We start from the raw sequence: 23,639 nt of genomic DNA, 5'->3' as shown, positions 1-23,639 counted from the left end.
TCAGTAGCTCTTGAAGGAAGCGATCGAGCGCGTGATGTTGCGGTCGATATCGTTCGGATTGTCGTGCTCGACCACGAAATGCTTGGCCTTGGTCTTCGCCTTGACGACCGGAAGCAGCTTCGCCCAGCCGATCGTGCCGTGGCCGACATCGGCCCAGCCGCCTTCGTCTGTGGCTTCGCCAGCCGGTGCGATATCCTTGACGTGCACCGCGCTGATGCGGTCTCCGAGCTTTTCGACCCAGGCATAAGGGTCGGCACCGCCGCGAACGACCCAGGCGATATCCGCTTCCCAGGTGATGCCGGGCGCGCCTTCGAAGATACGCTCGATCGGCAGCGACCCGTCCGAAAGCTTCACGAACTCGAAATCGTGATTGTGCCAGCCGAACTCATAGCCCGCATCCTTGTAGGGCTTGCTCATTTCCTGCAGGCGCTTGCCGAAGGCGAGCCAGCCTGCCGCATCCGTCGGGCGCTGGTCCGGCATCAGGTGCGGTGCATAGATGGAATCCATTCCGAGGATCTTGGCGATCTGCAGCGACTTCTCGACATTGCCGTCGAGGAAATCGGGGCTGAAATGGCCGGTCGCCATGACGAGGCCGTTCTTGTCGAGATCGGCGCGCAGGCTCTTGAGGCCGGCTTCGTCGAGTTCGGCATAGATGCCGCCGAAACCTTCGACTTCGGCGTAACCGGCCTTGCCGAGCTTCTCGAAGATCGCCGAAAGCGGCGGAAAATTGCGGGCGCTGTAGAGCTGATAGCTGAGCTTGGTCATGTCATCCTCCTCGGGCCTCGTGCCCGTTCTCACGTAAGATCAATCTGCCGACTGGCAGGAATGCAGGTCATAGAAGCGGAAGTCCGGCAGCTTGCCCTTTTCGAGCGGCTTAGCCGGGGTGAAGGTGATGCGGCGGCTTTCGCCTGACGCAAGGTCGAAGGCGTTGTCGGAATATTTGCCGTCCGTGTCGGTCTCGATCATCACGAAAAGCGCCAGTCCCTTGGCGGTGACGTTGATGTCGACCGAACCATTCTCCTCGACGAATTCATGCGTGACCGTCAGGCCCGCCGGCTCCAGTTCCAGCGCCTTGTAGGTGCCGTTGACATAATGCCCCTCGCCGCCCATGCCGTTCGAAGCGGTGAAGTGCCAGGCAAGCAGCGTGCCCTCGGGTATCTCGGACATGTCTAGCGTTGCGGCAGTACAGGCCGCATCCGGCGCGCACATGGCCTGCACATTTTTCAGATGCTTACGCTCGCCCTTCATCGTCAGGACCGAGATCGCAAGATCGATGCTGACATCGGCGAAGGTATCGTTGACCAGCGAGAAGCGGATCGACTTGCCGTCATCGGCGGGGATAGCGGCCACTGCCACCGGCTGGAAGAAGCGCTTGACGAGATAATGCATCGCCTTCCAACGGCCGCCGTAATCGAGGCTCGACCAGGACGCAACCGGCCAAGTGTCGTTGAGTTGCCAGTAGATCGTGCCCATGCAATGGGGTTTGAGCGACCGCCAATATTCGACCGCCGTCTTGATCGCCAAGCCCTGCTGGATCTGGCTGAGATAGACGAAATTCGGGAAGTCCTTCGGAAAGCGGAAATAGCGGAACATCGTGCCGGCAATACGCTCGTTGCCGCCGGCATTCTTCTGATGCAGTTCCATGACGGGCGATGCCACGTTCATGTCCTTCGGCTCGGCATAGGTCTTGATGACGGGCAGCGACGTATAGGACTGGAAGCCGAATTCCGAGCAGAAGCGCGGGCGCACTGAGCGGTAATTGTCGAACGACTTGTTCTCGTGCCAGACCGACCAGTAATGCATGTCGCCGGAACCGTCCGCATGCCAGGCATCGCCGTAATCGAGATAGCCGGAAGCCGGGCTCGACGGCCACCAGAGGGCGCCCGGCAACGCCTTCTTCACCGCCACCTCGATGGTGCGGTTCAGGCGGTCGTAGGAAACGAGATAGCGGTCGCGATCCTTACGAGACTCCTCGAACCAGGTCAGCGCGCCAACGAGTTCGTTGTCCCCGCACCAGAGCGCGATCGAGGCATGCGAGGAAAGCCGGCGCACCTGATAGTCCACCTCGACGGCGACATTCTCAAGGAAGTCCTCGGTCGAAGGATATAGGTTGCAGGCGAACATGAAGTCCTGCCAGACCATCAGGCCAAGCCGGTCGCAGATATCGTAAAACCAGTCGTGCTCGTAGAAGCCGCCGCCCCACACGCGGATCATGTTCATGTTGGCGGCCTTCGCCGACTGCAGGAGATCCTCAGTCTTCTCCTGCGAGGAGAGCGAGAACAGCGCATCCGCCGGGATCCAGTTGGCGCCGCGGCAGAAGATTTCGCGGCCGTTGACCTTGAAGGCAAAACGGCTGCCGGCGGCGTCAGGCGTGGTGATGAGTTCGATGGTCCTGAGGCCGATCTGCTTCGTCACGCTGTCGGACGGCAGCTCGACGGTCAGCTTATAGAGTGCCTGCTCGCCGCTGCCCGAAGGCCACCAGAGGCGCGGATTGTCGATCTGGAAGACGTGGTTGACGTTCGTCTCGCCGACATTGACGCCGACATCGAGCCGCACACGCTCGCCGTCGAGATCGAAATGCAGTCCGGCGATGCCGGGGTCTTTGGCAAAGAGCTGCGCCGTGACCAGCAGTTCGACAGAGCCGTCGGCATTGTGCGTCTGGCGCGTCAGCACATGTTCGATGCGCGCCGTCTCCAGCTTCTTCAGCGCAATCGTGCCGTAGAGGCCGAGCGGCGCAATGGCGATATTCCAGTCCCAGCCGAAATGGCATTGCGGCTTGCGCAGCATGTTGCCATCGGGAATCGGCGAGTTGCCGGTGCTGTAGGGAATATAGAACGGCTGCCGCTTCTGCCGTGCCGCACCGACGGCGACGTTGGAGGCAAAGACGATGCGTATGGAATTGTTGCCGGATTTCAGCATGCTCGACACATCGGGCCGATAGCGACGGAAGCTGTTATCGGCTTCGAGCGCCAGGAAACCGTTGACGTAGACGCTGGCGACCGTATCGAGATAGTCGATATCGAGATACCAGTCGCCCTCGGCATCAGAAAGCTCGAAGCTGCGCTCGACAGTCCATTCGCGCCGCGCCACCCATTGCACCACCTCCTCATTGCGCCCGAAATAGGGATCGGGAATGAGATTGGCCCGGTAAAGCGCCGTATGCACGTCGCCGGGAAGCGTGATCGCGCATTTCGCTTCGCCGTCTCCGGATGAGAGTTGCCAGGAGCCAGCTAGGTCAATGGAGGTCGTGGACTGGGTCATTGCTTGATCTCGATCTTGGACGAGGGACGGCGCCCTCCTGATGATTGAGCCGGGACTGAGGATGTCCCCGCCGGTGCAGGCAGAGCCCGCACCCTGCCCCTCCCCATGAACCAAGACAGGCCGGTGGGGAGAGGATGGTCTTTTCATTCTGCGTTGCCGCCTGGCCGGTTCACGCCGGCGGGCTCAGGCGAAGGTGTCACACCCTCGCCTTCATCCGCCTGTGGCCAAGGCTTCAGATGCGGTTTTCCGTCGTCGCGTCGAAAAGTGAAGCGAGCGACATGTCGAAATTGAGCTTTACCTTGGCCCCGACATTGAAGCGGCGCGCGCCGTTGACGCGGACGGACATCGTGTGGCCGGCATGTTTCAGCCACAGAAGATTATCCGCGCCCATGGGTTCCTCGATATCGACGGTGGCATCATGTTCTTCGCCGCCCGTATTCTCGTTGACCTTGATATGCTCGGGGCGAACGCCGAGCACCACCTTGCGGCCGGGCTGCAGCGTTTCACCGGCGTCGTAGCCGGCAAGCGAGAAGTTGACGCCGTTGGCCGTAAAGGCCATCCCGTCGCCCGTGCTGACCAGTTCGCCGCGCAGGAAATTCATCGACGGCGAGCCGATGAAGCCGGCGACGAAGAGGTTGCGCGGCCGATTGTAGATCGTCGTCGGATCGTCGAGCTGCTGAATGATGCCGCTCTTCATGATGGCGATGCGGTCGGCCAGCGTCAGCGCCTCGATCTGATCGTGCGTGACGTAGATCATCGTGTTCTGCAGCGACTGGTGCAGGCGCTTGATCTCGACGCGCAGCTCCGAGCGCAGCTTGGCGTCTAGGTTGGAAAGCGGCTCGTCGAACAGGAAGACATCGACATCGCGAACCAGGGCTCGGCCGATCGCCACACGCTGGCGCTGACCGCCTGAAAGCTCGGCCGGCTTGCGCTTCAGGAGCGGCTGGATCTGCAGGATCTCCGCTGCGCGCGCCACGCGCTTGTCGATTTCGGCCTGCGGCACCTTGGCGACGCGAAGGCCGAAGGAGAGGTTCTTCTCGACGGTCATTTGAGGATAGAGCGCATAGGACTGGAAGACCATGCCGATACCGCGGTCCTTCGGCTCTTCCCAGGTGACGTTCTTGCCCTTGATGAAGATCTGCCCTTCCGACGCATCGAGCAGGCCGGCGATGCAATTCAGCAAGGTCGACTTGCCGCAGCCCGACGAGCCGAGCAGCACCAGGAATTCGCCGTCGTTGATGTCGAGGTTGAGATCCTTGAGCACGCTCACCGATCCGAAGTTCAGCGACAGATCCTTGATGGAGACACTGGAATTGGAGACAGTTGAATTCATGTTCATGTGATCAACCCTTCACTGCGCCGGCGGCAATGCCGCGGACGAAAAGCCGTCCGGAGACGAAATAGACGATCAGCGGCACCAGACCGGTGAGGATGGTTGCTGCCATGTTGACGTTATATTCCTTCACGCCCTGGACGGAATTGACGATGTTGTTGAGCTGCACGGTCATCGGATAGGTGTCGGGCCGGGTGAAGACCACGCCGAACAGGAAGTCGTTCCAGATACCGGTCACCTGCAGGATCATCGCGACGACGAAGATCGGCAGCGACATGGGCAGCATGATCTTCAGGAAGATCTGCCAGAAGCCCGCCCCATCGACACGCGCCGCCTTGAACAGTTCCTCCGGCAGCGAGACGAAATAGTTGCGGAAGAGCAGCGTCAGGATCGGCATTCCGAAGATCGAATGGACGATGACGAGACCGGTCAGCGTGCCGTAGATGCCGATTTCGCGCAGGATGATGACGATTGGATAGATCATTACCTGATAGGGAATGAACGCCCCGATGATCAGAATCGAGAAGAAGAGTTCGGATCCCTTGAAGCGCCAGTTTGCGAGCGCATAGCCGTTCACGGAGGCGATGGCGATCGAGATGATGACCGACGGCACGGTAATGCGCACCGAATTCCAGAACCCGCGCGACAGGCCGTCGCAGTTGAGCCCGGTGCATGCCTCGGCCCAGGCTTTCACCCAGGGTTCGAAAGTGATCTCCATCGGCGGCGAGAATATGTTGCCGAGACGGATTTCCGGCATGCCCTTCAGCGACGTCACGACCATCACATAGAGCGGAAGCAGATAGTAGAGCGCCGCAACGATCAGCGTACCGTAGAGCATGATGTTGCGTGGCGACAGCGCCGGGCGCGGCTTCGGGCCGCTCGGGCCATCGCCGAGCCTCGACGAGACCGCATCGATACCGGCGGCGGTGGTGTTGAGAGTTCCTATATTAGCCACGCTTGCGCCCTCCTCCGAATTCCAGATAGGCCCAGGGAACGACAATGATCGCGACCGTAACGAGCATCATCGTCGATGCGGCGAAGCCCTGACCCAGGTTCTGCGCCTGGAACATATAGTCGTAGACGTATTTTGCAGGCACTTCCGACGAGATACCGGGACCGCCCGATGTCTGCGCCACGACGAGGTCGTAGACCTTGACGATACCGGAAGCGATGATCACGATCGTCGTGATGAAAACCGGCCGCATCATCGGAATGACGACGAGGAGGTAGGTCTTCCACATCGGGATTCCGTCGACGCGCGCAGCCTTCCAGATATCCTCGTCGATGCCGCGCAGGCCGGCAAGCATCAGGCACATCACGAGGCCTGTTCCCTGCCACAGCGCCGCGATCAGAATGCCGTAGATGACGATTTCGGGCGTATAGAGCGGATTGAAGGTAAAGCTCGTCCAGCCGAGCGAGCGCACCACCGACTGAATGCCGAACTCCGGGTTCAGAACCCACTGCCAGACGAGGCCCGTCACGATGAAGGACAGCGCGAAGGGGTAGAGGAAGATGGTGCGGAAGGTGTTTTCGAAACGGATCTTCTGATCCATCAGCGCAGCGAGCACGAAACCAATGACCAGGCTGAAGATCAGGGAGAGAATGCCGTAAACGGCCAGGTTCTCGATCGCCGTCACCCAGCGGGGCGCCGCCCAGAGACGGTGATACTGGTCGAGACCGACGAAGCTCAATCGTGGAAGCAGCTTTGAATTGGTGAAGGAATAAACGACCGTCCATAACGTGCCGCCGACAAAGATCACCAGCGCTGTCAGGATCATCGGTATGGATGCAATCTTGGCATTGAGATTGCGCAGTAATTTAACTGGCCGGCCTGCTTGCGCTTGCCCCGTCATGAATTCTTCTCCTCAAATCGCAACCGCGACCCGTGGCGAACGGCATGGCACCGTCTGCCGTCCCTGCCCCGGACTTCCCAGGGCGCCGAGAGACGCCGCCATCAGGACGTTTGTCCGAAAGCGATCCGGCTCTTGCGAAGCCGGATCGCGAAGGCAGCGAATCTATCGATCAATCAGCCGAAGCGATGATCTCGGCGAAACGCTTCTGCGCAGCTTCCGGCGTCATCGACGGATTGGCGAAGAATTCGGAGAAGAGATCTTCCTTCTGTTTCTGGCTGTCTGCCGAAAGCAGCTGGTCGGTACCCTGGATCACGTTGCCCTTCGCGAGGATGTCGAGACCCTTCTTCATGCAGTCGTTGGCGGCGGCGAGATCGACGTCGGCACGAACCGGCAGAGAGCCCTTCTTCAGGTTGAACGCAACCTGGGTCTTCGGATCGAGCAGGGTCTTGGCGAGCACGGCCTGAGCCTTGGACTTTTCCTCGTCCTTCAGGAGCGGGAAGTAGAAGGCGTCGCCGCCGGTCGAGATGATCTCGTTCACGCCGAGGCCAGGCAGGCAGGTATAGTCGGTGCCGGCCTTCTGACCTGCAAGTGCGAATTCGCCCTGTGCCCAGTCGCCCATGATCTGGCCGCCGGCCTTGCCCGTGATGACGAGGTTGGTGGCCTGGTTCCAGTCCTGGACATTGCTGCCCTTGGACATGCGGCGGGCATCGTCGGCAGCCTTGAAGACCTTGGCGATCTCGGGGCCTGCGGCAACTTCCGCATCCTTGTCCTTGAAGACTTTGTTGAAGGTATCCTTGCCAGCAACGGCAACCATCAGCACGTCGAAGGCGCCCGTCGCCTGCCAGGGCTGACCGCCGACGGCGAGAGGAATGATGCCCGCCTTTTCCAGAGCCGGAGCGGCAGCAACGAACTCGTCCCAGTTTTTCGGAACTTCGACGCCGGCCTTCTTGAAGGCGGCGTTGGAAAGCCAGAGCCACTGCCAGGAGTGGATGTTCACCGGCGCGCAATAGATCTTGCCGTCGATGGTGCAGGAATCGAGCAGGCTCGACGGACGAATGATGTCCTTCCAGTGCTCGGCAGTCGCCACGTCGGTCAGGTCGCGCATCAGGCCGGCCTGGACCAGCTCTTCGGCTTGGCGGCCGTGGTTGAACTGGGTGGCACCCATCGGGTCGCCACCGGTGATGCGGCTGATCATGATCGGACGGGCAGTACCGCCGGAACCGGCGATGGCGCCGTCGACCCAGTGGTTGCCGGTGGCGTCGAATGCTTTTGCAAGCTCGGCGACAGCCGCGGATTCACCACCCGACGTCCACCAATGGGTGACTTCGAGATCGGTAGCATTTGCGGCACCAAACGGAATGGATACGGAAGCGGCAAGAACGGCCGCCAACAAACGGGAATTCATGAGTTCTCCTCCCTCACTGAAACGTTGCCGGAAAAACTTAGAGCAATCGATTTATCGGCGCAACCGCCCGCTCGCAAAATTTTCCGCGAAAGCCGTCATTACATCCTATGAGGGCAGCCAGCCGCTCGAACCTGGCTGTTTAAGAAATGCGTAAGCAAGGGGTTTCGCATGTGCAGCATGACAACAAGCCATTGTTTCCAAGACTTAATTTTTGACTAATCTAATAATTTCAACATTTCTGCGCTTCGCGACCGCAAAAAATGGAGCGCGAAAGGGCGATTCAACCAGAGAGAACCGCTCTGCAACGCTGATAGGAAAAAGGGCTCGACATTTCTACTGTATCGTTACAGATTACTTCGCTCAGGGAGGAGAGCTTTTTGAGTGCGGCCGTACTTACAGCCTGCCAAAAAGCCTCTATAAGGCGAAGCAAATCGCGCGAGGCAGGCCTAGAGGGATGGAAAGCAACGGAAATTTCGGCGGGGCGGCATCCGGTTCGATTCCGCGCGAACGCCCCACATTGAAGACGATCGCCTTCATGACGGGCCTTGGCGTGACCACCGTATCGCGAGCGCTGAAAGATGCACCGGATATAGGCGCTGAAACGAAGGAACGGGTGCGCATGGTCGCCCGCCAGCTCGGCTACCAGCCGAACAGGGCCGGCGTGCGCCTGAGAACCGGCAAGACCAATGTCATTGCGCTCGTCCTCAGCATCGACGAGGAGATCATGGGCTTTTCCAGCCAGATGGTCTTCGGCATTTCCGAAGTGCTGACCGGCACGCCCTATCATATCGTCGTCACCCCGCATTCGCACAGCAAGGACCCCATGCTGCCGGTGCGCTACATCCTGGAAACGGGCTCGGCCGATGGCGTCATCATCTCGCGCGTCGAGCCTGACGATCCGCGCGTGCGCCTGCTCGCCGAAAGCGGCATGCCCTTTACCACTCACGGCCGCACCGATGCCGGGCTGGTGCACCCCTACCACGACTTCGACAACGAGGCCTACGCCCATCAGGCCGTGCAGAAGCTGGTCGCCAGAGGCCGCAGGCGGATCGCCCTCCTGCAGCCGCCGAGCAAGCTCACCTATTACACCCATACCCGCATCGGCTTTCAGACCGGCCTGCATGATTACGGCGCCGAGGAAGTGCCGCTGCGCGTCAATATCGACGCCCCGCTCGCCGAAATCCGCGACGCCGTGGAGCATCTGATGCGCTCCCCTGGCGCGCCCGACGGCATCGTCTCGTCGGCCGGCAGCGCCACCATCGCCGTCAACGCCGGCATCGAAGCCGCCGGCAAACGCCTCGGTCACGATGTCGACCTCGTCTCGAAACAATCGGCACCGATCCTCAACTGGATCCGCCCTGAGATCATCACGGCTAATGAGGACGTGCGCCACGCCGGCAGAGAGATGGCCAAGCAGGTGATCGCACGCATCGACGGCGTGGATGCGGAGCTGCTTCAGAGTATCAGTAAGCCGGAATGGCCTGAGGGACGGTAAACATCCGCGACTGCCGCTACGCTGGCGTTCAAGCACGGACCCTTTCTACCGTCGGGAAGAAGGTGCCTGAAGGTTGGATGAGGAGCCTCACGCGCCAGTGTAGGCGAGCACACCTTCTCGTCAAACCGCCAGATTAAAAACCGCCTCAATCCGATACCCGTCCGGATCGATCACAAAAGCCGCGAAATAATGCGGTCCATAATGCTGCCTCAGCCCCGGTGCCCCATTGTCGACGCCACCATGCGTAAGTGCCGCCGCATGAAAATCGATGACAGACTGCCGGTCCGGCGCGGCGAAGGCAAGGTGAAAGCCCGCACCCGGAGCACCCTGCTCCGCCTCGACCGACTTGATCGCGAGCTTGTCACCACCGCCGGGCACGCCGTAGCCGACGGCCTGTCCAGTCTCGCCGGGGCGGAGATCTTCCCAGACGCGGACATAACCGAGAGCGCCAAGCGCAGCATCGTAGAACCGTGCCGCCAGCTCGATGTCGGTCACTCCAAAGGATGCATGGTGAAGCATGTGAAAATCTCCCGTTCGCCATCAACCTGTAACAAAAAGCCCGGCACAACGACCGGGCTCCTCATCTCTATCCTGACAAACCTCAGAAGGTCGAGGCACCGCTGCCCCAGGGGCCGTGGTGGAAGTCCTTGCCGTCGAGGCGGTCGAAGCCGTGGGCGCCGAAGAAGTCACGCTGCGCCTGGATCAGGTTGGCAGTGCCGCGGCCCTGGCGGTAGGCGTCGAAATAGGTGAGCGCCGAAGCCAGCGCCGGAACCGGCAGGCCGGCGGACATTGCGGCGGTCACGACGCGGCGAAGCGCCGGGATCGATTCCTTGACCATGGCCGAGAAGGCCGGCGTGACGATGAGATTTGCCGCGTCAGGCGCGTCGGTGAACGCCTTGGTGATCTCGTCGAGGAACTGCGAGCGGATGATGCAGCCGGCGCGCCAGATCTTCGCAATCGTCGGCATCGGCAGCGACCAGTTGAACTCCTTGGAAGCTTCCGCCATCACGGCGAACCCCTGCGCATAGGCGCCGATCTTGCCGGCAAACAGCGCCAGTTCCAGATCCTTGTTGAACTCGGGGCCATAGGCGATCGGGAAGGCGGCACCGAGATCACCGAATATCTTTTCGGCGGCGACGCGCTGTTCCTTCATCGACGACAGGCTGCGGGCGGCGACGGCGGCTTCGATGCCGGTTGCCGGAATGCCCATGTTCTGCGCTTCGATCGCAGACCACTTGCCGGTACCCTTCTGGCCCGCCTTGTCGAGGATCATATCGACCATCGGCGTCTTGGAGATCGGGTCGGTGGCGGCCAGAACCTTCTCGGAGATTTCGATGAGGTAGGAATTCAGGCGGCCCTTGTTCCACTCGCCGAAGATGCCGGAAATTTCCGAAGCGCTCTTGCCGAGGCCGTCGCGCAGGATGCCGTAGATTTCGGCGATCATCTGCATGTCGGCATATTCGATGCCGTTGTGGATCGTCTTGACGAAATGGCCGGCGCCGTCATTGCCGAGCCAGGCGACGCAGGGATCGCCATCATATTTAGCAGCAATCGAGGTCAGCACCTTCTCGACGCGCTTCCACGAATCTTCCGTGCCGCCGACCATGATCGACGGGCCGTGGCGCGCACCTTCCTCACCGCCGGAAACACCCATGCCGATGAAGGTCAGGCCGGTATCCTTGAGACGGTCGAAGCGGGCGACCGTATCGCGGAAATTGGCATTGCCGGCATCGATCATGATGTCGTTCTTCTGCAGATGCGGGCGCAGGGCCTCCATCTGCTGGTCCACGGCATCGCCTGCCTTGATCATGATGATGATCGGGCGCGGCGGGCGGATCGCCTCGACGAACTCCTCGATCGTCTTGCAGGGAATGATCTGCTTCTTCAGATCGCCGGCGCTCTCGTAGAATTCGTCCGTTTTTTCAGACGTGCGGTTGAAGACCGCGATCTTGTTGCCCTTTTCCGCGATGTTGAGCGCCAGGTTGGAACCCATGACGGCAAGGCCGATCAGTCCGATTTCTGCCTTTTCCACGACAAACCTCCGATGAGTGAAATGGTGCGATGTTGTGGCACTCTCTCACCCAAACGGCAAGGTCGAAGACCGCGATTCGGATCGAAAAAAGGCTGTCGGAACAGGCTTTCCGAACGGCCCGGCCAGCACCATATGATTGGGCTTGGGAGGCAGGAATGACCGTCGGCACTGCCATGCAAAGCGATATCAGGCCGCTCCTCGCAAAGAGAGCCGGGCGCTACCGTGAATATGCGCCGTCACCGGTCCTCGCCCCGCATTTCCGCTGCCTCTGGTCGCATGAGATTCGAACAGCGAGCCCGGTCGCCATCGTGCCTGATGGTTATTGCGACCTGCTTTTCGCAGACGGCCGCCTCTTCGTTGCCGGGCCGGATCGCACCGCCGCCTTCCCGCCGATGGCGCCTGGGATGAGCATCATCGGCGCACGTTTTGCACCGGGCGCCGGCGCCGCCTGGCTGAAGCTGCCTCTATCGGAGATCACCGGCCTCTCCATTCCCCTGAGCGATCTCGCGCCTGAAAAGGCTGCCCTCCTCGAACCGCGCCTGTCCGACCGTCCCGATCAGGCTACCGCCCTCTCACTCTTCGCTAGCCTGTTGAGTGAACTGGCAAGGGAAGAAGCGGGGCCGGACCCCGAGGCCCGCCTGATCTTTGCCGCCGCAGACCAAGGATCGGGCCGCATCGGGGATCTGCAGCAAAGGCTCGATATCGGCGAACGGCAATTGCGCCGCCGCGCCCACCACCATTTCGGCTACGGTATCAAGACGCTGGAACGCGTCCGCCGGCTGCAGCGTTTCATGGCCTTGTGCCGCGCAGGCGAGACCCTGCCGCTCGCCGCCCTCGCCCTCGAAGCCGGCTTTTCCGACCAGGCCCACATGACCCGCGAGATCGGCGACCTGACGACGCTGACGCCATCGGCCATGGTCGACCAGCTGACCGGCCGCTGACCGTTTCGTTCAAGACGCAAGAAGCAGGCCTGCTAGTCTGGCGTAAAAAAGGACAGACCGATGAAAACAATGCCCGCCCGCATCGTCCACATGACAATCAAAAGAGACTGGCGCGATGTCTACGATTTCGCCGGCAGACCGGAGAACATGCCACTCTGGGCCTCCGGCCTTGCGAGCGGCCTGGAGCCCGATGGCGAGGATTGGGTCGCTCACGGCCCGCTCGGCAGCGTGCGGGTAAGTTTCGTACTGCCGAACGAATTCGGCGTCATCGACCATACCGTCACCATCGAATCCGGCCTGCGCGTCTATAACGCGCTTCGCATCGTGCCGAATGGCGATGGCTGCGAGGTGATGTTTACGCTGCTGCGTCTTCCCGGCATGACCGACGAACAGTTTGCCGCCGATGCCGCCCATATCCAGAAGGATCTGGCGACGCTCAAATCGATGATGGAGAAGTAAGATGGCCGAGAACACTACCGAAAATGATTGCCGCATCGACTATATCGAGTTCAATGTCACCGATATCGGCGCTGCAAAAGCCTTCTATGGCGCGGCCTTCGGCTGGCGTTTCACCGATTACGGAGAGAACTACTGCGAGTTCGGCGACGGCAGGCTGAAGGGCGGCTTCACCAATCTCGGCCCGGTGCGTGCCGCAGGCGGCCCGCTCGTCATCCTCTACGCCGACAAGCTGGAAGACGTGCTCGCGAGCGTCGAAAAGGCCGGCGGCACCATAGCAAAACCGATCACGCCCTTCCCCGGCGGCCGCCGCTTCCATTTTGTCGACAAGGATGGCTACGAACTCGCGGTCTGGAGCAAGAGCTGAGCTCAGGCCAGTACGTCGGCGCCGAGATTCTGAATGGTGATCAGCGCCCCGATCACCTTTTTCGCCGCGTCATGGAGCGGCACCATCCGACAGCGATTGTGCCGCTCATCCCGCGCGTAGGTATAATCCGAAGACACGCCGCCGAAGCAGGCGTCGAGCTTTTCCTTCACCTCGCCGGCAAAGCGCTCCTCGCCGATGAACTCGACGATATGGCGACCGATGAGCTGCATGGCAGTCTTGCCAAGATGAGCGCAATTGACGGGATTGGAGTAGAGGTAGCGGTAATCCTTCGTCAGCACCGCCACGCGATCCGGCAGCGTCTGGAGGATCGCCGCATTGAGGAACTGGCCGTTATCTGTATCGGGAATATAGGCGGGCGGCTGCCTAAGCTTCATGTCCACCGGCAGCGGCACGCGCCAGTCCGGCGCATGGGCGCCGAAATAGCGGTCGAGCAGATAGGAGAGAACGGCGGCATATTGCGTCACGAAAGCACCGTCGTCGGCATCCTGCGCGATGAGATAGCTTACAAACTGAAGTTGCATATAGATCTCAACGAGGCTGGATGCCCTGCATGCGAGGATTGCCTCGACCAGCGGCTGGATATCGCGGTCAAGCGCGGCAACGCGCCCGTCGTCTCCTAGCCTTATCGCTTCCTCGATTTGCACGCAGCGTAAGGAAAATGCCCTGAACAGCTCAAGCAAGATACCCCCCATATCCTTTTCCTGAGAAGCGTTCCGAAACCGGTCGAGGCCTATGCTTAACGAAAGATTACGCCTTACGGTAGGCGCTTTACGCGCCATAGTAGAGACGCGTAACATGAACCGTGCTCAGTTTCAACTCAAGCAGACCTGTCGCTTTTCACCGATTATAAATCAGGAGCAAAACCTTACAGGCAGAATCCTACAGACTGACGGAACGTTTGATATCCCAGCGGTCATGGTACCAGAGCCATTGGGCGGGGTTTTCGCGCACCCAGCTTTCAACCTTGTCGTTCATCATCTGTGCCGTGGCGGGAAGATCCAGGTTGCCTTTCTCATCGCGCGGCATCTCCAGCTTCGGCTCGATCTCCAGCCGGTAGCGATTGCCGGGAAGACGGATGCAGCGGGCCGGATAGACCTCGCAATTGAACTGCCGCACCAGCTTCGGCAGCAGCGGATTGGTCTTGGTCTCAAGTCCGAAAAACGTCGTCTTCAACCCGCGGCTGAACTTCTGGTCGACAAGGACTCCAACGCCCTGCCCCGCTTCGAGCTGGCGCGCCAGCGCAAAGGAGGAGCCGGCATGCGAAGGCACGAGCTTGCCCATGCGGCCGCTGCGGAAACCGAAGACCTTCTGCGCGATGTAAGGATTGTTCGGCGGGCGGAAGAGCACAGTCACGCTGAGACCGAAGGCATTGCCGGCAACCGGCAGCAGCTCGAAATTACCGGTATGGCCGGTAAAGACGATGAAGGGGCGCGGATTGTCGCGCAGGTCCAGGAAGATCGGAATGCCCGAGACTTCCACCCTGCCGGGCTCCGCCCGTTCAGGATCGAAATCGAAGAGCTGGTCGAGGAAAACATATTCGGCCGCAAGCCGGCCCATATTGCCCCAGCTTTCCAGCGCGATCTCTTCGAGCTCCGTGTCGCTTTTTTCCGGAAAGGCGCGGCGCAGATTGTAGAGCATCAGCTTGTGGCGCTTCAGCCGCCGACCAATCTGACGTGTCAACCAGTCGGCAAAGCGCATGGCGCCATCGGCAGGGAAAAGCTTCAGGAAGTTCAGGAAGCCGAACATCAGCTGCGCCACCAGCCATTGCTGGAAGTGCCGCAGCGCCAGAACGATCCGGGTGACGAACAGCTTCAATCGGTCAGTCCATCTTCAGGATGATCTTGCCGAAGATCTGGCGGGATTCCATACGCTCCAGCGCGCGGTCGATATCGTCGAAACCGACCTCGGTGTCGATGACAGGGTGAACGAGGCCGCGGCCCATCTTCTGCATGGCGTCAGCCATGTTCTCCATGCGGCAGCCGAAGGAGCCGAAGAGCTTCAGCTGCTGCTGGAAGAGCATCATCAGGTTCATCTCGGTCGAAACACCCGAGGTCGAGCCGCAGGTCACGAGACGCCCGCCGCGCTTCATGCAGAGCATGGAGCCTGCCCAGGTATCCTTGCCCACATGTTCGAAGACGACATCGACGCCCTTCTTCTTGGTGAGCTTGCGTACCACGCCTTCGAAACGGTCGGTGCGGTAATTGATGACGTGATCGGCGCCGAGCGCCTTGGCCTTCTCGATCTTATCGTCGGAACCGACGGTGGTGATGACGGTGCAGCCGATCTTCTTGGCAAGCTGGATCGCCGCCGTGCCGATGCCGGAACCGCCGGCATGGACAAGGATCGTCTCGCCGGGCTCGAGCTTGGCATTGTCGAACAGCATATGCTCGACCGTGCCGAAAGTAACCGGTGCAAGGGCTGCGCCGATCGCATCGACGCCGGGAGGCGCCGGAACCAGCAGACGCGCCGGCAGGTTCACCTTCTCCTGCGCAAAACCATCGAGATGGAAGCCATGCACGCCGGAGACATGTTCGCAGAGATTGTCGCGGCCTTCGCGGCACGGGCGGCAGAGGCCGCAGGTGCGTGCGCCGTAGATCGCCACGAGCTGGCCAGGCAGAACATTGGCAACACCGGGACCAATCGCCTCGACGACGCCGGAGGCTTCCGCGCCGATGACGAGCGGCATCTTGCGTTTGGCGAAAGCCATGCCGCGCCAGCCCCAGACATCGATATGGTTCAGCGCAACCGCCTTGACGCGCAGCGTCACCTCGCCGGCACCCGGTGCATCCGGTTCCGGCAGGTCAGTGATCTCAAGCTTGCGGTCATCGATCAGTTGCAAAGCGCGCATGGCAAAACCTCTCGCCCTTAAGGCGTTCTTTTTATCTCAGTGTGGTTGGGAACCGCTTATGCCGGTTCGAGCGCCATGACAAGGCTTGCGTTCTGCCCGCCGAAGCCGAAAGAGTTGGAAAGCACGGCCGAAACCTGGGCTTCCCGCTTCTTGTTCGGCACGACATCGAGAACGATCGACGGATCCGGGTTGTTGTAGTTGATCGTCGGCGGCAGCGTGCCAGTCAGCATGGTCTGCAGCGAGAAGACCGCCTCGACGGCGCCGGCTGCCGTCAGGGTGTGGCCGATCATCGACTTGTTGGAGGAGACGGGAATGCCGACCAGCTTCTCGCCGAAAACGGCAGACATGGAGCCATATTCCATCTTGTCGTTTTCAGGCGTCGAGGTGCCATGCGCGTTGATATAGCCGATATCGTTCTCGCTCATGCCGGCATCGGCAAGGGCTGCCCGGATCGTCGCGATGGCCGGGCCGCCGTCGGGCGAAGAGCGCGTACGGTGGAAGCTGTCGGCCTTGTCGCCGGCGCCCTTCATGATGCCGAGCACCTTGGCGCCGCGTGCGATGGCGGATTCAAGCGATTCCAGCACCAGCGTCGCCGCACCCTCTGCGATGACGAAACCGTCGCGATCCTTGCTGAAGGGTTTGGAAGCCTTGGTCGGCGGATCGTTCTGGGTGGAGAGAGCAGAGAGAAGCGAGAAGCGGATCAGCGCTTCGGCACTCAGCGAACCATCGGTCGCAACCGTCAGCGCCCGGTCGGTGCGGCCCTGGCGGATCGCCTCGATGCCGAGCTGGATGGCCGTCACACCCGATGCACAGGCCGTCGACAGCGTGACCGGCAGGCCGCGCGTGCCAAAACGGTCGGACAAGCGCTCCGAAATCGCGCCGAAGAGCGCGGCCTCATGGAAGGCCGGATCGGGGCGCTGGCGCATGGCAGCGAGGAACCGCTCATAGGCATCGCCCGGATGATCGGCTGCCGGCGAACGGTCGGCCAGCTCGAAACGGGCGCTCCATTCCGGCTCGATCGGCGGTGCGGCCAGGAACAGCGGACCATTGAAATCGCCGGAAATGCCGGCATCGGCAAGCGCCTCGGTGGTCGTCTCGCGCGCAAAGGCATAGGAACGTTCGACGGCGTTCGGCACCGGGATATCGATGAAATCGACGGTACCGGCGATGCGCGTCGAGAGACCCTCGGTCGGGAACCGGCTGATCTGGTGGATGCCTGACGTACCGGACGAAAGAGCCGCCCAATTATCTCTGAGGCCTTGGCCGAGCGAAGTGATGATGCCCATGCCTGTCACCGCGACGATCGGCCGGCCGAGATGATCCTTATAAACGGACGCTGTCATTTCAGTCACTCCTCACGCTTCTGCCGAGAGAACGGCGACGCCTTCGCCGCGCTGATGTCCGACGGTGGTTACGACGGCCGCCTTCGTGCCTGCCTTCATCGGCGCTTCGTTCGCTGCATCAAAAGGCGGAACCTTGGCCTTGGCGTCGATGGCGAGTGCTGCAAGCGCAAGGCCGAGCGTGAACTGCGCTTCGATCGTGTGGCCGGAAACGCCGCCGAATCCGCGGATCGCAGCACCCGGAAGCTGATGCTCAAGCACTGCCTTTTCGCGGGCGGCAAGCTCATGCATGCCGGTCGAGCCGGAGAAAATAGCCGTGCTCTCGGCCGGCAGATCGGCAGCGGGTTTCAGCAGCCGCTCCATGCGCAGTTCGAAATTGCCGGCAGCGCGATTGCCGCGGTCACCCTCGACGGCACCGATTGTCGCATAGACATGCGCGCCGCGCTCTTCAGCATGCTTGCGCGATTCCAGCACTAAGAAGGCGCCAGCAGAACCGGTGATCATGCCGCCCCCCTCGAGCCCGGAGCGCGACCAGAGCGGCGCCCATTCGCCGCGTGTATTGGCGCCGATCGCTTCGGTGAGGAGGATCATGTCCTGGCGTTCGGCCGCAAAGGCGCCGCCGACGAGCGCATGGGTGGATTCACCCGACTTGATGCGCCAGAAGGCCGTCTCGACAGCTGAAACGCCGGACGCTTCCTCGCCCATAAAGGTGCGCGAGGAGCCGGTGACCTTGTGCACGATGGAAATATTGCCGGCGAGCAGGTTGGAAAGCTGCGCCAGGAAAAGCGTCGGGCGCAGTTCGGTCGTCAGCTTCTCGTTCAGCAGCAGCTCGCGGTCGTTGCGCTTCAGGCCCTCGTCGACGATCAGCGTATCGACATTTATGTCGCGTTCACCGCCGCCGGCCGCCACGATCATGTCCATCGTGCCACAGGCTTCCAGGTCGTCCTTGAAGCCCGCATCGTCGAGCGCCAGACCGGCTGCGAAAACGCCGATGCGCTGCCAGTTTTCCATCTGGCGCTGGTCGCCGCGCTTGGCGATCTGCTGCGACCAGTCGATCTCTGGCAACGGATGGACGGGATAAGGCCTGAATTTTTCGGTTTCGACAATGGCCGCGGGCGCGGCATCGGCGGTCAGCAGCGCAATATGCGCATCCTTGCCGACGCCCTGACAGGTTACGATGCCGACACCAGTGATGACGACGTCATTGGCGGCCTTGCTCATCTATTCACTCCCTTGGGCCTTCGCCCCCTGCACGGCGATGGCGTCCATCAGGCCCACTTCGCCGGCACGTTTCTTCACGATATCACCGAGCGGAATTTCGCTGAACGGCATGGTGCGCAGCTTGAGCTGCGCATCGCAGACCTTTTTGCCGCCGCTGGTGATCTTTGCCTTGGTGACGGCAAAACCGGAGCCGTCATGTTCGAGGTAGGCCTCAATGTCGAGCACCGCTTCCGGCTCGACGAAGGTGCGCATCTTGGCGCCATCGACCGACATCAGGAAGGGCATGGACGTAAAATCGGTGGCGGCAAGCACCAGCATCCCTGATGCCTGCGCCATGGTTTCGATGAGAAGCACGCCAGGGACGAGCGGCATGCCTGGAAAATGCCCTTCGAAAACGGGGCTCTTGGCCGGCACGACCGAGCGCGCAACGAGCGTGCGCTTCTCAAGGTCCACCGCCTCGACGCGATCAATCATCTGGAAATATTCCAGCAGCATCAGACTTCTCCGGCGCGACGCGCAAAAGCCCGTCGGAAGGCCTACTTAGGAACAAAATCGCCCGGCCGCCATATCAACGGCGGCAGGGCGTGAAAAAAACACGGTGATGTTGCTTCAAGCCTTTGCGGCGCGCAACTCGTCGATCTTGGCGCAGAGGTTCTTCAGCACGAAATATTCCTCGGTGGAAACCTTGCCCTCGTTGACTTCCTGCGTCCACTTCTCAAGCGGAATCTTGATGCCGAATTCCTTGTCGATGGCGAAAACGATATCGAGGAAGTCGAGGCTGTCGATACCGAGGTCGTCGATCGTGTGGCTTTCCGGCGTGATCGTTGCGCGGTCGATCTCGCTGGTTTCAGCAATGATGTCGGCAACTTTATCGAATGTAGCGGTCACTCGCTCTACCTCTTGGAAATGAAGATTCCCCTCCTCATAGGCAAATCCATTTCAAAAGCCAATGCTTTCGTCCCGGTTGCAGCGCAATTTGGCCCATAGGTGTTGCCTAAACAGCAATGGAATGGCGCCCTTTGGCCTGGGGCAGAAGGGCACCGAAGCGCGAGCAGCCACCCGGCTAAAGACTTTTCCGGTCTCCGTGACGGCAAAAGCTTTCGGTCGACGATGCGCTCAACGCACAGCCGCCAGGAAGGAATTTTGATCTGAATCAAATCGGAATCAGGTCGGAATTGATAAACATCAAGATGCAGACGCAAGAAATCGGGATAGATGACTTTGGAGCCGAAGCGTAACTCAAACGCAGGCACATGGTCGCATCGGGCATCGGGGCATCGGAACGTGGACATCGCGCGCAGTGAAGATCCTGACATAGGTATCCCGGCGACCTGCCGCATCTGCGAGGCACGCCAGGGCGTGGTCTGCGGGGCGCTGGCGGCTGCGCAACTGCGCGAGCTCAGCAGGCACTCGACGCGCCGCAAGGTCGACGCCGGCCGCGAAATCGTCGCGCAGGGCGAAGAAGTCACGTCCTATTCAAACATCATGGATGGCGTGGTGAAGCTCTGCAAGGTGATGCCCGATGGGCGCCAGCAGATCGTCGGCCTGCAATTCGCCCCCGATTTCATCGGCCGCCCCTTCGTGCCCGAGAGCACGCTGTCGGCCGAAGCGGCCACGCCGGCGGAAATCTGCGTCTTCCCCCGCGGGCTGCTCGACCGCATGATCGCGGATACGCCGGAACTGCGGCACAACCTGCATGCCCAGGCGCTGAAGGAGCTGGACGCGGCGCGGGATTGGATGCTGACACTCGGCCGTCGCACGGCTCAGGAAAAAGTCGCAAGCCTCCTCTATCTCATCGCCACGCATGCAGAGCCGGAAACAACCAGCAGCACGGCGTTCGATCTGCCGCTCTCACGCGCAGAGATTGCCGATTTCCTGGGGCTGACGATCGAAACCGTCAGCCGCCAGATGACGAAGCTGCGCAAGCAGGGTGTCATCCGCATCGAAAACAATCGTCATATCGTCGTTCCCGATATGGACGAACTGGAGCGCTTGGTTAGCGCCTGATTTGCTTACCGCGTGATCACGACGCGGGTATTGGCAAGGCCGTTTTCCTGGGCCATCGAAAAGAACTGCGCGGCATTATTGGGATCGAGGCGTACGCAGCCATGCGAGGCCGGCGTACCGAGCCGCTTGCGGTCGAACGTGGCATGCACGGCATAACCGCCGTTAAAGAACACGGCAAACGGCATCGGCGCATTGTCGTATTTCTTCGATCGGTGATCGCGCGACAACCACTTGGCGCTCCACGAACCGGTCGGTGTAGAATAACCCTTGCGCGCCGTCGAAACCTTCCAGCGATACTTTACCCAGCCGTTCTCGGTAACTGTCATCGTCTGCTTGCTGATGCTGATATTGGCAACCAAGGTCGCCGCCTGCGCTGCAGTGGGAGAAAACTGCAGCAACAATACTGCGGTCGCAGCCGCAAAAAACGTCTTCATAGTATCCCCTCTGCCGAAGTCTAAAGGCTTTCACGCCCAACGGGAGAAGAGATTAGAACAATACTACCTATTTTTGCTTTAACTCGAATGGTAATCACATTTTTAAAGAGACAGGGCCAGTTGCGATACTGGCGTCACTCGGGAAGCCCGGCCTTGCGATAGCCGTCCACGAAATGCGCAAGTGTCGCTGTGTCGCGGAACGGCTCCATCGCGACCCAGTGGCTGATCCTGAAATGCGGATTTGCGACGAGGAACAGCTCCGCCTCTGCTCGGGCCTCTTCGAACCGGCCGAGCTGGGCAAGGCCTGCCGCCAGGAAACGGCGTGAACTCGTGCGATAAGTTTGCTCCCGGCGCAGCGTCTCGACGACCGCCCCGTAGTCACCGGCTGCATATTGCGCCTGGCCGAGCGTCAGATAATACCAGCTGGCCGGAAACGGATTCAGCCGAAACGCTTTGCCGATATGATCGAGACCCTCGTCGATCCGCCCAGAGAGCACCGCGATATCAGACATGGCCGCCCAGGTATCGGCCTCGTTCGGGTCGAGTTCGATGGCTTTTTCGAACTCCGCATCCGCCTCCGCGAAGCTGCGCTCGTAGGTAAGCAGATAAGCGAGCACCCAGCGGCAGCCGGCATCGTTGGGATCGAGCGCGACGGCCTTGCGCGCCAGTTCCAGCGCAGTGCCGCGATCGGCTTTGGTCGGACCGCCGCTATGCACCCATCCCATCCAGTGGTTCAGCGCAAGCCAGCGATGCGCCTCGGCATAGTCAGGATCGAGCGCAATCGCCCGCGTCAGCATTAGTTGCGTTTCCCGCGCGCTTTGCGGCGCGTCATCCATCAGCGTGCGCGCCCGCACGCAGAGATCATAGGCATCGAGGCTTTTGGGCCGATTGCGCGGCGGCGGTGGACGCAGCCGGCCGAGCAGCGCCTCGACGATCTTGCCGGTCACCTCGTCCTGAACGGCAAAGATATCCTCAACGCTGCGATCGAAACGCTCTGCCCAGAGATGATCGCCGCTTTCGGCATCGACGAGCCGGGCATTGATGCGTACCCGCCCGGCCGCCCGTCTGGCACTGCCGTCGAGCAGATAGCGCACGCCGAGCTCTTGGGCGATATCACGCACATCCATCGCCTTTCCCTTATAGGCAAAGCTCGAATTACGGGCGATGACGAAGAGGCCTGAGCTCCGGGAAAGATCAGTGATCAGGTCTTCGGTCAGGCCATCCGCAAAACCGTCCTGCTCCGGATCGCCGCTGACGGTGACAAAGGGCAGCACGGCAATCGAGGGTTTGTCGGGCAGCGCCAAAGCTTTCCGCCTGCCGCTGCCGAGCTGTTTTATAGCGCCGGTAAAGCGATAGCCGATGCGCGGAACCGTAGAGATCCATTCACTGCCATCCTCGGCCGGCCCCAGCAGCTTCCGCAGCTGCGCGATCTGGACGGTAAGATTGCCTTCCTCGACCGCCATGCCCGGCCACGCCGCGTCCATCAGCTCGGTCTTGGCCAGAATTTCGCCGGGCCGCTCGACGAGCGCCGCAAGCAACTTCACCCCACGGTGCCCGACGGCAACGGGATCGTCGTTCCGCAGAAGCGTTCCCGCCCCCGGATCGAGCACGAATGGACCAAAGGCAAAACGCGCTCCCTGCATGGCGCGCATCCTAGGGGCTTTCATGCCAGGTTGGAACCGCTCTGACTGATGCCATTCGATCTCGGCATTCAATCCTGCCGGACGACGGCGCCGACCGCATTGACGAGCACGCGCGCAGCGGTCAGCGCCGACAGGCCGTCGATATCGGTGGGAGGATAAAACTCGACCAGGTCGAACCCTGCGATCCTCGCCCGCCTGCCAAGGCCGGCGATCAGGTCGATCACCTGCGTATAAGTGAGGCCGCCAGGGGTACGCGCCGCCACGCCCGGCATGATGCCGGGATCGATGCTGTCGCAATCGAGGGTAACGACGACCCGTGCTCCCTCGGGAATATGCCGGAGAGCGGCTTCGATGCCGGCGGTGTGGATTTCGCGGGCAGTGACAAAGCGGCTGCCATAGTGCTGCGCCGCTTCCACCTCGGCGATACGCGCGCTGCCGACACCACGCAGGCCGACTTGCACCATACCCGCGACATGCGGCATCTCGCTCGCCCGACGCATCGGACTGGAATAGCCGTAGCGCTCGCCATGCAACTCGTCGCGCCAGTCGATATGGGCGTCGATCTGCAGAACCCAGACCGGCCCTTGATCCGCAAAGCCGGCAAGGAACGGAAAGGTCACGGAACAATCGCCCCCGAGCAGGATCGGGACGGCCGATAGCGCCAGGATTTCGCGCGTCTTCGCCTCGATCCGGGCGCGGTTGCCGGCATTGTCATGCATGATGGTCTCGATTTCGCCGGCATCGACGCACGAGACCGGCCCGCCGGCAAACAGCGGGCCGCCGAGATCGAAATCCCAGTGCTCGATGAGACCGGCATCCTCCTGGCTCGCGGCACGAATGGCATGTGCGGCGAGCGCATAACCGCTGCTGTCCTTGCCAGGATAGGTGCTGCCGTGAGCGGCCGAGAAGAGCACCGCTTGCGGCGCACAGCCGGCCAAGCGATCGGGAAGGCCGAGAAAGGAAGGTGAGACGGTCATGTCCT

At 61.1% G+C, this 23,639-nt stretch carries 23 protein-coding genes; 5 read left to right on the top strand and 18 right to left on the bottom strand.

Annotated features, from left to right (window positions below):
• The 6 genes from JNB85_RS20105 to JNB85_RS20080 form a co-directional block, all read right to left on the bottom strand.
• Nucleotides 1-765: a sugar phosphate isomerase/epimerase family protein gene (locus JNB85_RS20105; RefSeq protein ID WP_220336070.1), complete on the bottom strand. Its 765-nt coding sequence runs from the start codon at nt 763-765 to the stop codon at nt 1-3.
• 39 nt (nt 766-804) lie between these two features.
• Nucleotides 805-3,261, bottom strand: a complete 2,457-nt coding sequence (locus JNB85_RS20100; RefSeq protein WP_220336069.1) for a beta-mannosidase — start codon at nt 3,259-3,261, stop codon at nt 805-807.
• A 232-nt stretch (nt 3,262-3,493) separates the two neighbouring features.
• Nucleotides 3,494-4,600: an ABC transporter ATP-binding protein gene (locus JNB85_RS20095; protein ID WP_220336068.1), complete on the bottom strand. Its 1,107-nt coding sequence runs from the start codon at nt 4,598-4,600 to the stop codon at nt 3,494-3,496.
• 4 nt (nt 4,601-4,604) lie between these two features.
• The gene (locus tag JNB85_RS20090) at nt 4,605-5,549 is read right to left on the bottom strand and encodes a carbohydrate ABC transporter permease (protein WP_220336067.1); all 945 of its coding nucleotides are present in this window, start codon (nt 5,547-5,549) and stop codon (nt 4,605-4,607) included.
• Nucleotides 5,542-6,447 carry a carbohydrate ABC transporter permease gene (locus tag JNB85_RS20085; RefSeq protein ID WP_220336066.1) on the bottom strand — a complete coding sequence of 302 codons (906 nt, stop codon included), beginning with the start codon at nt 6,445-6,447 and terminating at the stop codon, nt 5,542-5,544. Before JNB85_RS20085 ends, JNB85_RS20090 begins: the two co-directional genes overlap by 8 nt.
• Before the next feature lie 169 nt (nt 6,448-6,616).
• The gene (locus tag JNB85_RS20080) at nt 6,617-7,852 is read right to left on the bottom strand and encodes an ABC transporter substrate-binding protein (protein WP_220336065.1); all 1,236 of its coding nucleotides are present in this window, start codon (nt 7,850-7,852) and stop codon (nt 6,617-6,619) included.
• Between the two features lie 454 nt (nt 7,853-8,306).
• Between JNB85_RS20080 and JNB85_RS20075 the strand changes: the two genes are divergently transcribed.
• Nucleotides 8,307-9,347: a LacI family transcriptional regulator gene (locus JNB85_RS20075; RefSeq protein WP_220336064.1), complete on the top strand. Its 1,041-nt coding sequence runs from the start codon at nt 8,307-8,309 to the stop codon at nt 9,345-9,347.
• 120 nt (nt 9,348-9,467) lie between these two features.
• On the opposite strand, the gene JNB85_RS20070 is transcribed toward JNB85_RS20075, so the two are convergent.
• Nucleotides 9,468-9,866 (bottom strand): VOC family protein, encoded by a 399-nt coding sequence (locus JNB85_RS20070; RefSeq protein WP_220336063.1) that lies wholly within the window; start codon nt 9,864-9,866, stop codon nt 9,468-9,470.
• 82 nt (nt 9,867-9,948) lie between these two features.
• Entirely contained in the window at nt 9,949-11,379 is a 1,431-nt protein-coding gene (gene gndA / locus JNB85_RS20065) for an NADP-dependent phosphogluconate dehydrogenase (RefSeq protein ID WP_220336062.1), read from the bottom strand.
• A 155-nt stretch (nt 11,380-11,534) separates the two neighbouring features.
• Here gndA and JNB85_RS20060 point away from each other — a divergent pair, with 155 nt between their 5' ends.
• From JNB85_RS20060 to JNB85_RS20050, 3 genes are read left to right on the top strand one after another with little or no spacing between them, the layout of a single operon-like run.
• Nucleotides 11,535-12,320, top strand: a complete 786-nt coding sequence (locus JNB85_RS20060) for a DUF6597 domain-containing transcriptional factor (RefSeq protein WP_223216561.1) — start codon at nt 11,535-11,537, stop codon at nt 12,318-12,320.
• Between the two features lie 60 nt (nt 12,321-12,380).
• Nucleotides 12,381-12,779 carry an SRPBCC family protein gene (locus tag JNB85_RS20055; RefSeq protein WP_220336061.1) on the top strand — a complete coding sequence of 133 codons (399 nt, stop codon included), beginning with the start codon at nt 12,381-12,383 and terminating at the stop codon, nt 12,777-12,779.
• 1 nt (nt 12,780) lies between these two features.
• Nucleotides 12,781-13,143: a VOC family protein gene (locus tag JNB85_RS20050; protein WP_220336060.1), complete on the top strand. Its 363-nt coding sequence runs from the start codon at nt 12,781-12,783 to the stop codon at nt 13,141-13,143.
• Between the two features lie 2 nt (nt 13,144-13,145).
• Here the strand turns inward: JNB85_RS20050 and JNB85_RS20045 are convergent, their stop codons facing one another.
• From JNB85_RS20045 to JNB85_RS20015, 7 genes are all read right to left on the bottom strand, one after another.
• Nucleotides 13,146-13,844 (bottom strand): PAS domain-containing protein, encoded by a 699-nt coding sequence (locus JNB85_RS20045; RefSeq protein WP_220336316.1) that lies wholly within the window; start codon nt 13,842-13,844, stop codon nt 13,146-13,148.
• 199 nt (nt 13,845-14,043) lie between these two features.
• Complete coding sequence (locus JNB85_RS20040) at nt 14,044-14,979, bottom strand: lipid A biosynthesis lauroyl acyltransferase (RefSeq protein ID WP_220336059.1); 936 nt, start codon at nt 14,977-14,979, stop codon at nt 14,044-14,046.
• A 4-nt stretch (nt 14,980-14,983) separates the two neighbouring features.
• Nucleotides 14,984-16,012 (bottom strand): zinc-binding dehydrogenase, encoded by a 1,029-nt coding sequence (locus JNB85_RS20035; protein WP_220336058.1) that lies wholly within the window; start codon nt 16,010-16,012, stop codon nt 14,984-14,986.
• 56 nt (nt 16,013-16,068) lie between these two features.
• Nucleotides 16,069-17,355 (bottom strand): beta-ketoacyl-ACP synthase, encoded by a 1,287-nt coding sequence (locus JNB85_RS20030; RefSeq protein WP_220336057.1) that lies wholly within the window; start codon nt 17,353-17,355, stop codon nt 16,069-16,071.
• A gap of 12 nt (nt 17,356-17,367) precedes the next feature.
• A complete protein-coding gene (locus tag JNB85_RS20025; protein WP_220336056.1) occupies nt 17,368-18,573 on the bottom strand; it encodes a beta-ketoacyl-ACP synthase in 1,206 nt (401 codons plus the stop codon).
• Nucleotides 18,574-19,068, bottom strand: a complete 495-nt coding sequence (locus JNB85_RS20020; protein WP_220336055.1) for a 3-hydroxyacyl-ACP dehydratase FabZ family protein — start codon at nt 19,066-19,068, stop codon at nt 18,574-18,576.
• A 114-nt stretch (nt 19,069-19,182) separates the two neighbouring features.
• Complete coding sequence (locus JNB85_RS20015) at nt 19,183-19,461, bottom strand: acyl carrier protein (RefSeq protein ID WP_007814022.1); 279 nt, start codon at nt 19,459-19,461, stop codon at nt 19,183-19,185.
• A 396-nt stretch (nt 19,462-19,857) separates the two neighbouring features.
• Here JNB85_RS20015 and JNB85_RS20010 point away from each other — a divergent pair, with 396 nt between their 5' ends.
• Nucleotides 19,858-20,580: a Crp/Fnr family transcriptional regulator gene (locus JNB85_RS20010; RefSeq protein WP_220336054.1), complete on the top strand. Its 723-nt coding sequence runs from the start codon at nt 19,858-19,860 to the stop codon at nt 20,578-20,580.
• A gap of 5 nt (nt 20,581-20,585) precedes the next feature.
• Here JNB85_RS20010 and JNB85_RS20005 read toward each other — a convergent pair whose 3' ends face one another.
• The 3 genes from JNB85_RS20005 to JNB85_RS19995 all read right to left on the bottom strand — a co-directional run bounded on the left by JNB85_RS20005 (nt 20,586) and on the right by JNB85_RS19995 (nt 23,634).
• Nucleotides 20,586-21,014 carry a L,D-transpeptidase gene (locus tag JNB85_RS20005; protein WP_220336053.1) on the bottom strand — a complete coding sequence of 143 codons (429 nt, stop codon included), beginning with the start codon at nt 21,012-21,014 and terminating at the stop codon, nt 20,586-20,588.
• A 134-nt stretch (nt 21,015-21,148) separates the two neighbouring features.
• On the bottom strand, nt 21,149-22,657 hold the full coding sequence (locus JNB85_RS20000) for a winged helix-turn-helix domain-containing tetratricopeptide repeat protein (RefSeq protein WP_220336052.1): 1,509 nt from the start codon (nt 22,655-22,657) through the stop codon (nt 21,149-21,151).
• Between the two features lie 68 nt (nt 22,658-22,725).
• Nucleotides 22,726-23,634 (bottom strand): agmatinase, encoded by a 909-nt coding sequence (locus JNB85_RS19995; protein WP_220336051.1) that lies wholly within the window; start codon nt 23,632-23,634, stop codon nt 22,726-22,728.
• Nucleotides 23,635-23,639: the final 5 nt, after the last annotated feature.

The organism is Rhizobium mesosinicum, from assembly GCF_019511345.1.
GTDB classification, from domain to species: domain Bacteria; phylum Pseudomonadota; class Alphaproteobacteria; order Rhizobiales; family Rhizobiaceae; genus Rhizobium; species Rhizobium mesosinicum.
The sequence above is the reverse complement of the archived record's forward strand: the minus strand, read 5'-3'. Positions and strand labels throughout refer to the sequence as shown.

Coding starts and splice junctions, on each gene's coding strand:
- JNB85_RS20105 (WP_220336070.1), bottom strand. CDS start 765: ATGACCAAGCTCAGCTATCAGCTCTACAGCGCCCGCAATTTTCCGCCG.
- JNB85_RS20100 (WP_220336069.1), bottom strand. CDS start 3,261: ATGACCCAGTCCACGACCTCCATTGACCTAGCTGGCTCCTGGCAACTC.
- JNB85_RS20095 (WP_220336068.1), bottom strand. CDS start 4,600: ATGAACATGAATTCAACTGTCTCCAATTCCAGTGTCTCCATCAAGGAT.
- JNB85_RS20085 (WP_220336066.1), bottom strand. CDS start 6,447: ATGACGGGGCAAGCGCAAGCAGGCCGGCCAGTTAAATTACTGCGCAAT.
- JNB85_RS20080 (WP_220336065.1), bottom strand. CDS start 7,852: ATGAATTCCCGTTTGTTGGCGGCCGTTCTTGCCGCTTCCGTATCCATT.
- JNB85_RS20075 (WP_220336064.1), top strand. CDS start 8,307: ATGGAAAGCAACGGAAATTTCGGCGGGGCGGCATCCGGTTCGATTCCG.
- JNB85_RS20070 (WP_220336063.1), bottom strand. CDS start 9,866: ATGCTTCACCATGCATCCTTTGGAGTGACCGACATCGAGCTGGCGGCA.
- JNB85_RS20060 (WP_223216561.1), top strand. CDS start 11,535: ATGACCGTCGGCACTGCCATGCAAAGCGATATCAGGCCGCTCCTCGCA.
- JNB85_RS20055 (WP_220336061.1), top strand. CDS start 12,381: ATGAAAACAATGCCCGCCCGCATCGTCCACATGACAATCAAAAGAGAC.
- JNB85_RS20050 (WP_220336060.1), top strand. CDS start 12,781: ATGGCCGAGAACACTACCGAAAATGATTGCCGCATCGACTATATCGAG.
- JNB85_RS20035 (WP_220336058.1), bottom strand. CDS start 16,012: ATGCGCGCTTTGCAACTGATCGATGACCGCAAGCTTGAGATCACTGAC.
- JNB85_RS20030 (WP_220336057.1), bottom strand. CDS start 17,355: ATGACAGCGTCCGTTTATAAGGATCATCTCGGCCGGCCGATCGTCGCG.
- JNB85_RS20025 (WP_220336056.1), bottom strand. CDS start 18,573: ATGAGCAAGGCCGCCAATGACGTCGTCATCACTGGTGTCGGCATCGTA.
- JNB85_RS20020 (WP_220336055.1), bottom strand. CDS start 19,068: ATGCTGCTGGAATATTTCCAGATGATTGATCGCGTCGAGGCGGTGGAC.
- JNB85_RS20005 (WP_220336053.1), bottom strand. CDS start 21,014: ATGAAGACGTTTTTTGCGGCTGCGACCGCAGTATTGTTGCTGCAGTTT.
- JNB85_RS20000 (WP_220336052.1), bottom strand. CDS start 22,657: ATGCAGGGAGCGCGTTTTGCCTTTGGTCCATTCGTGCTCGATCCGGGG.
- JNB85_RS19995 (WP_220336051.1), bottom strand. CDS start 23,634: ATGACCGTCTCACCTTCCTTTCTCGGCCTTCCCGATCGCTTGGCCGGC.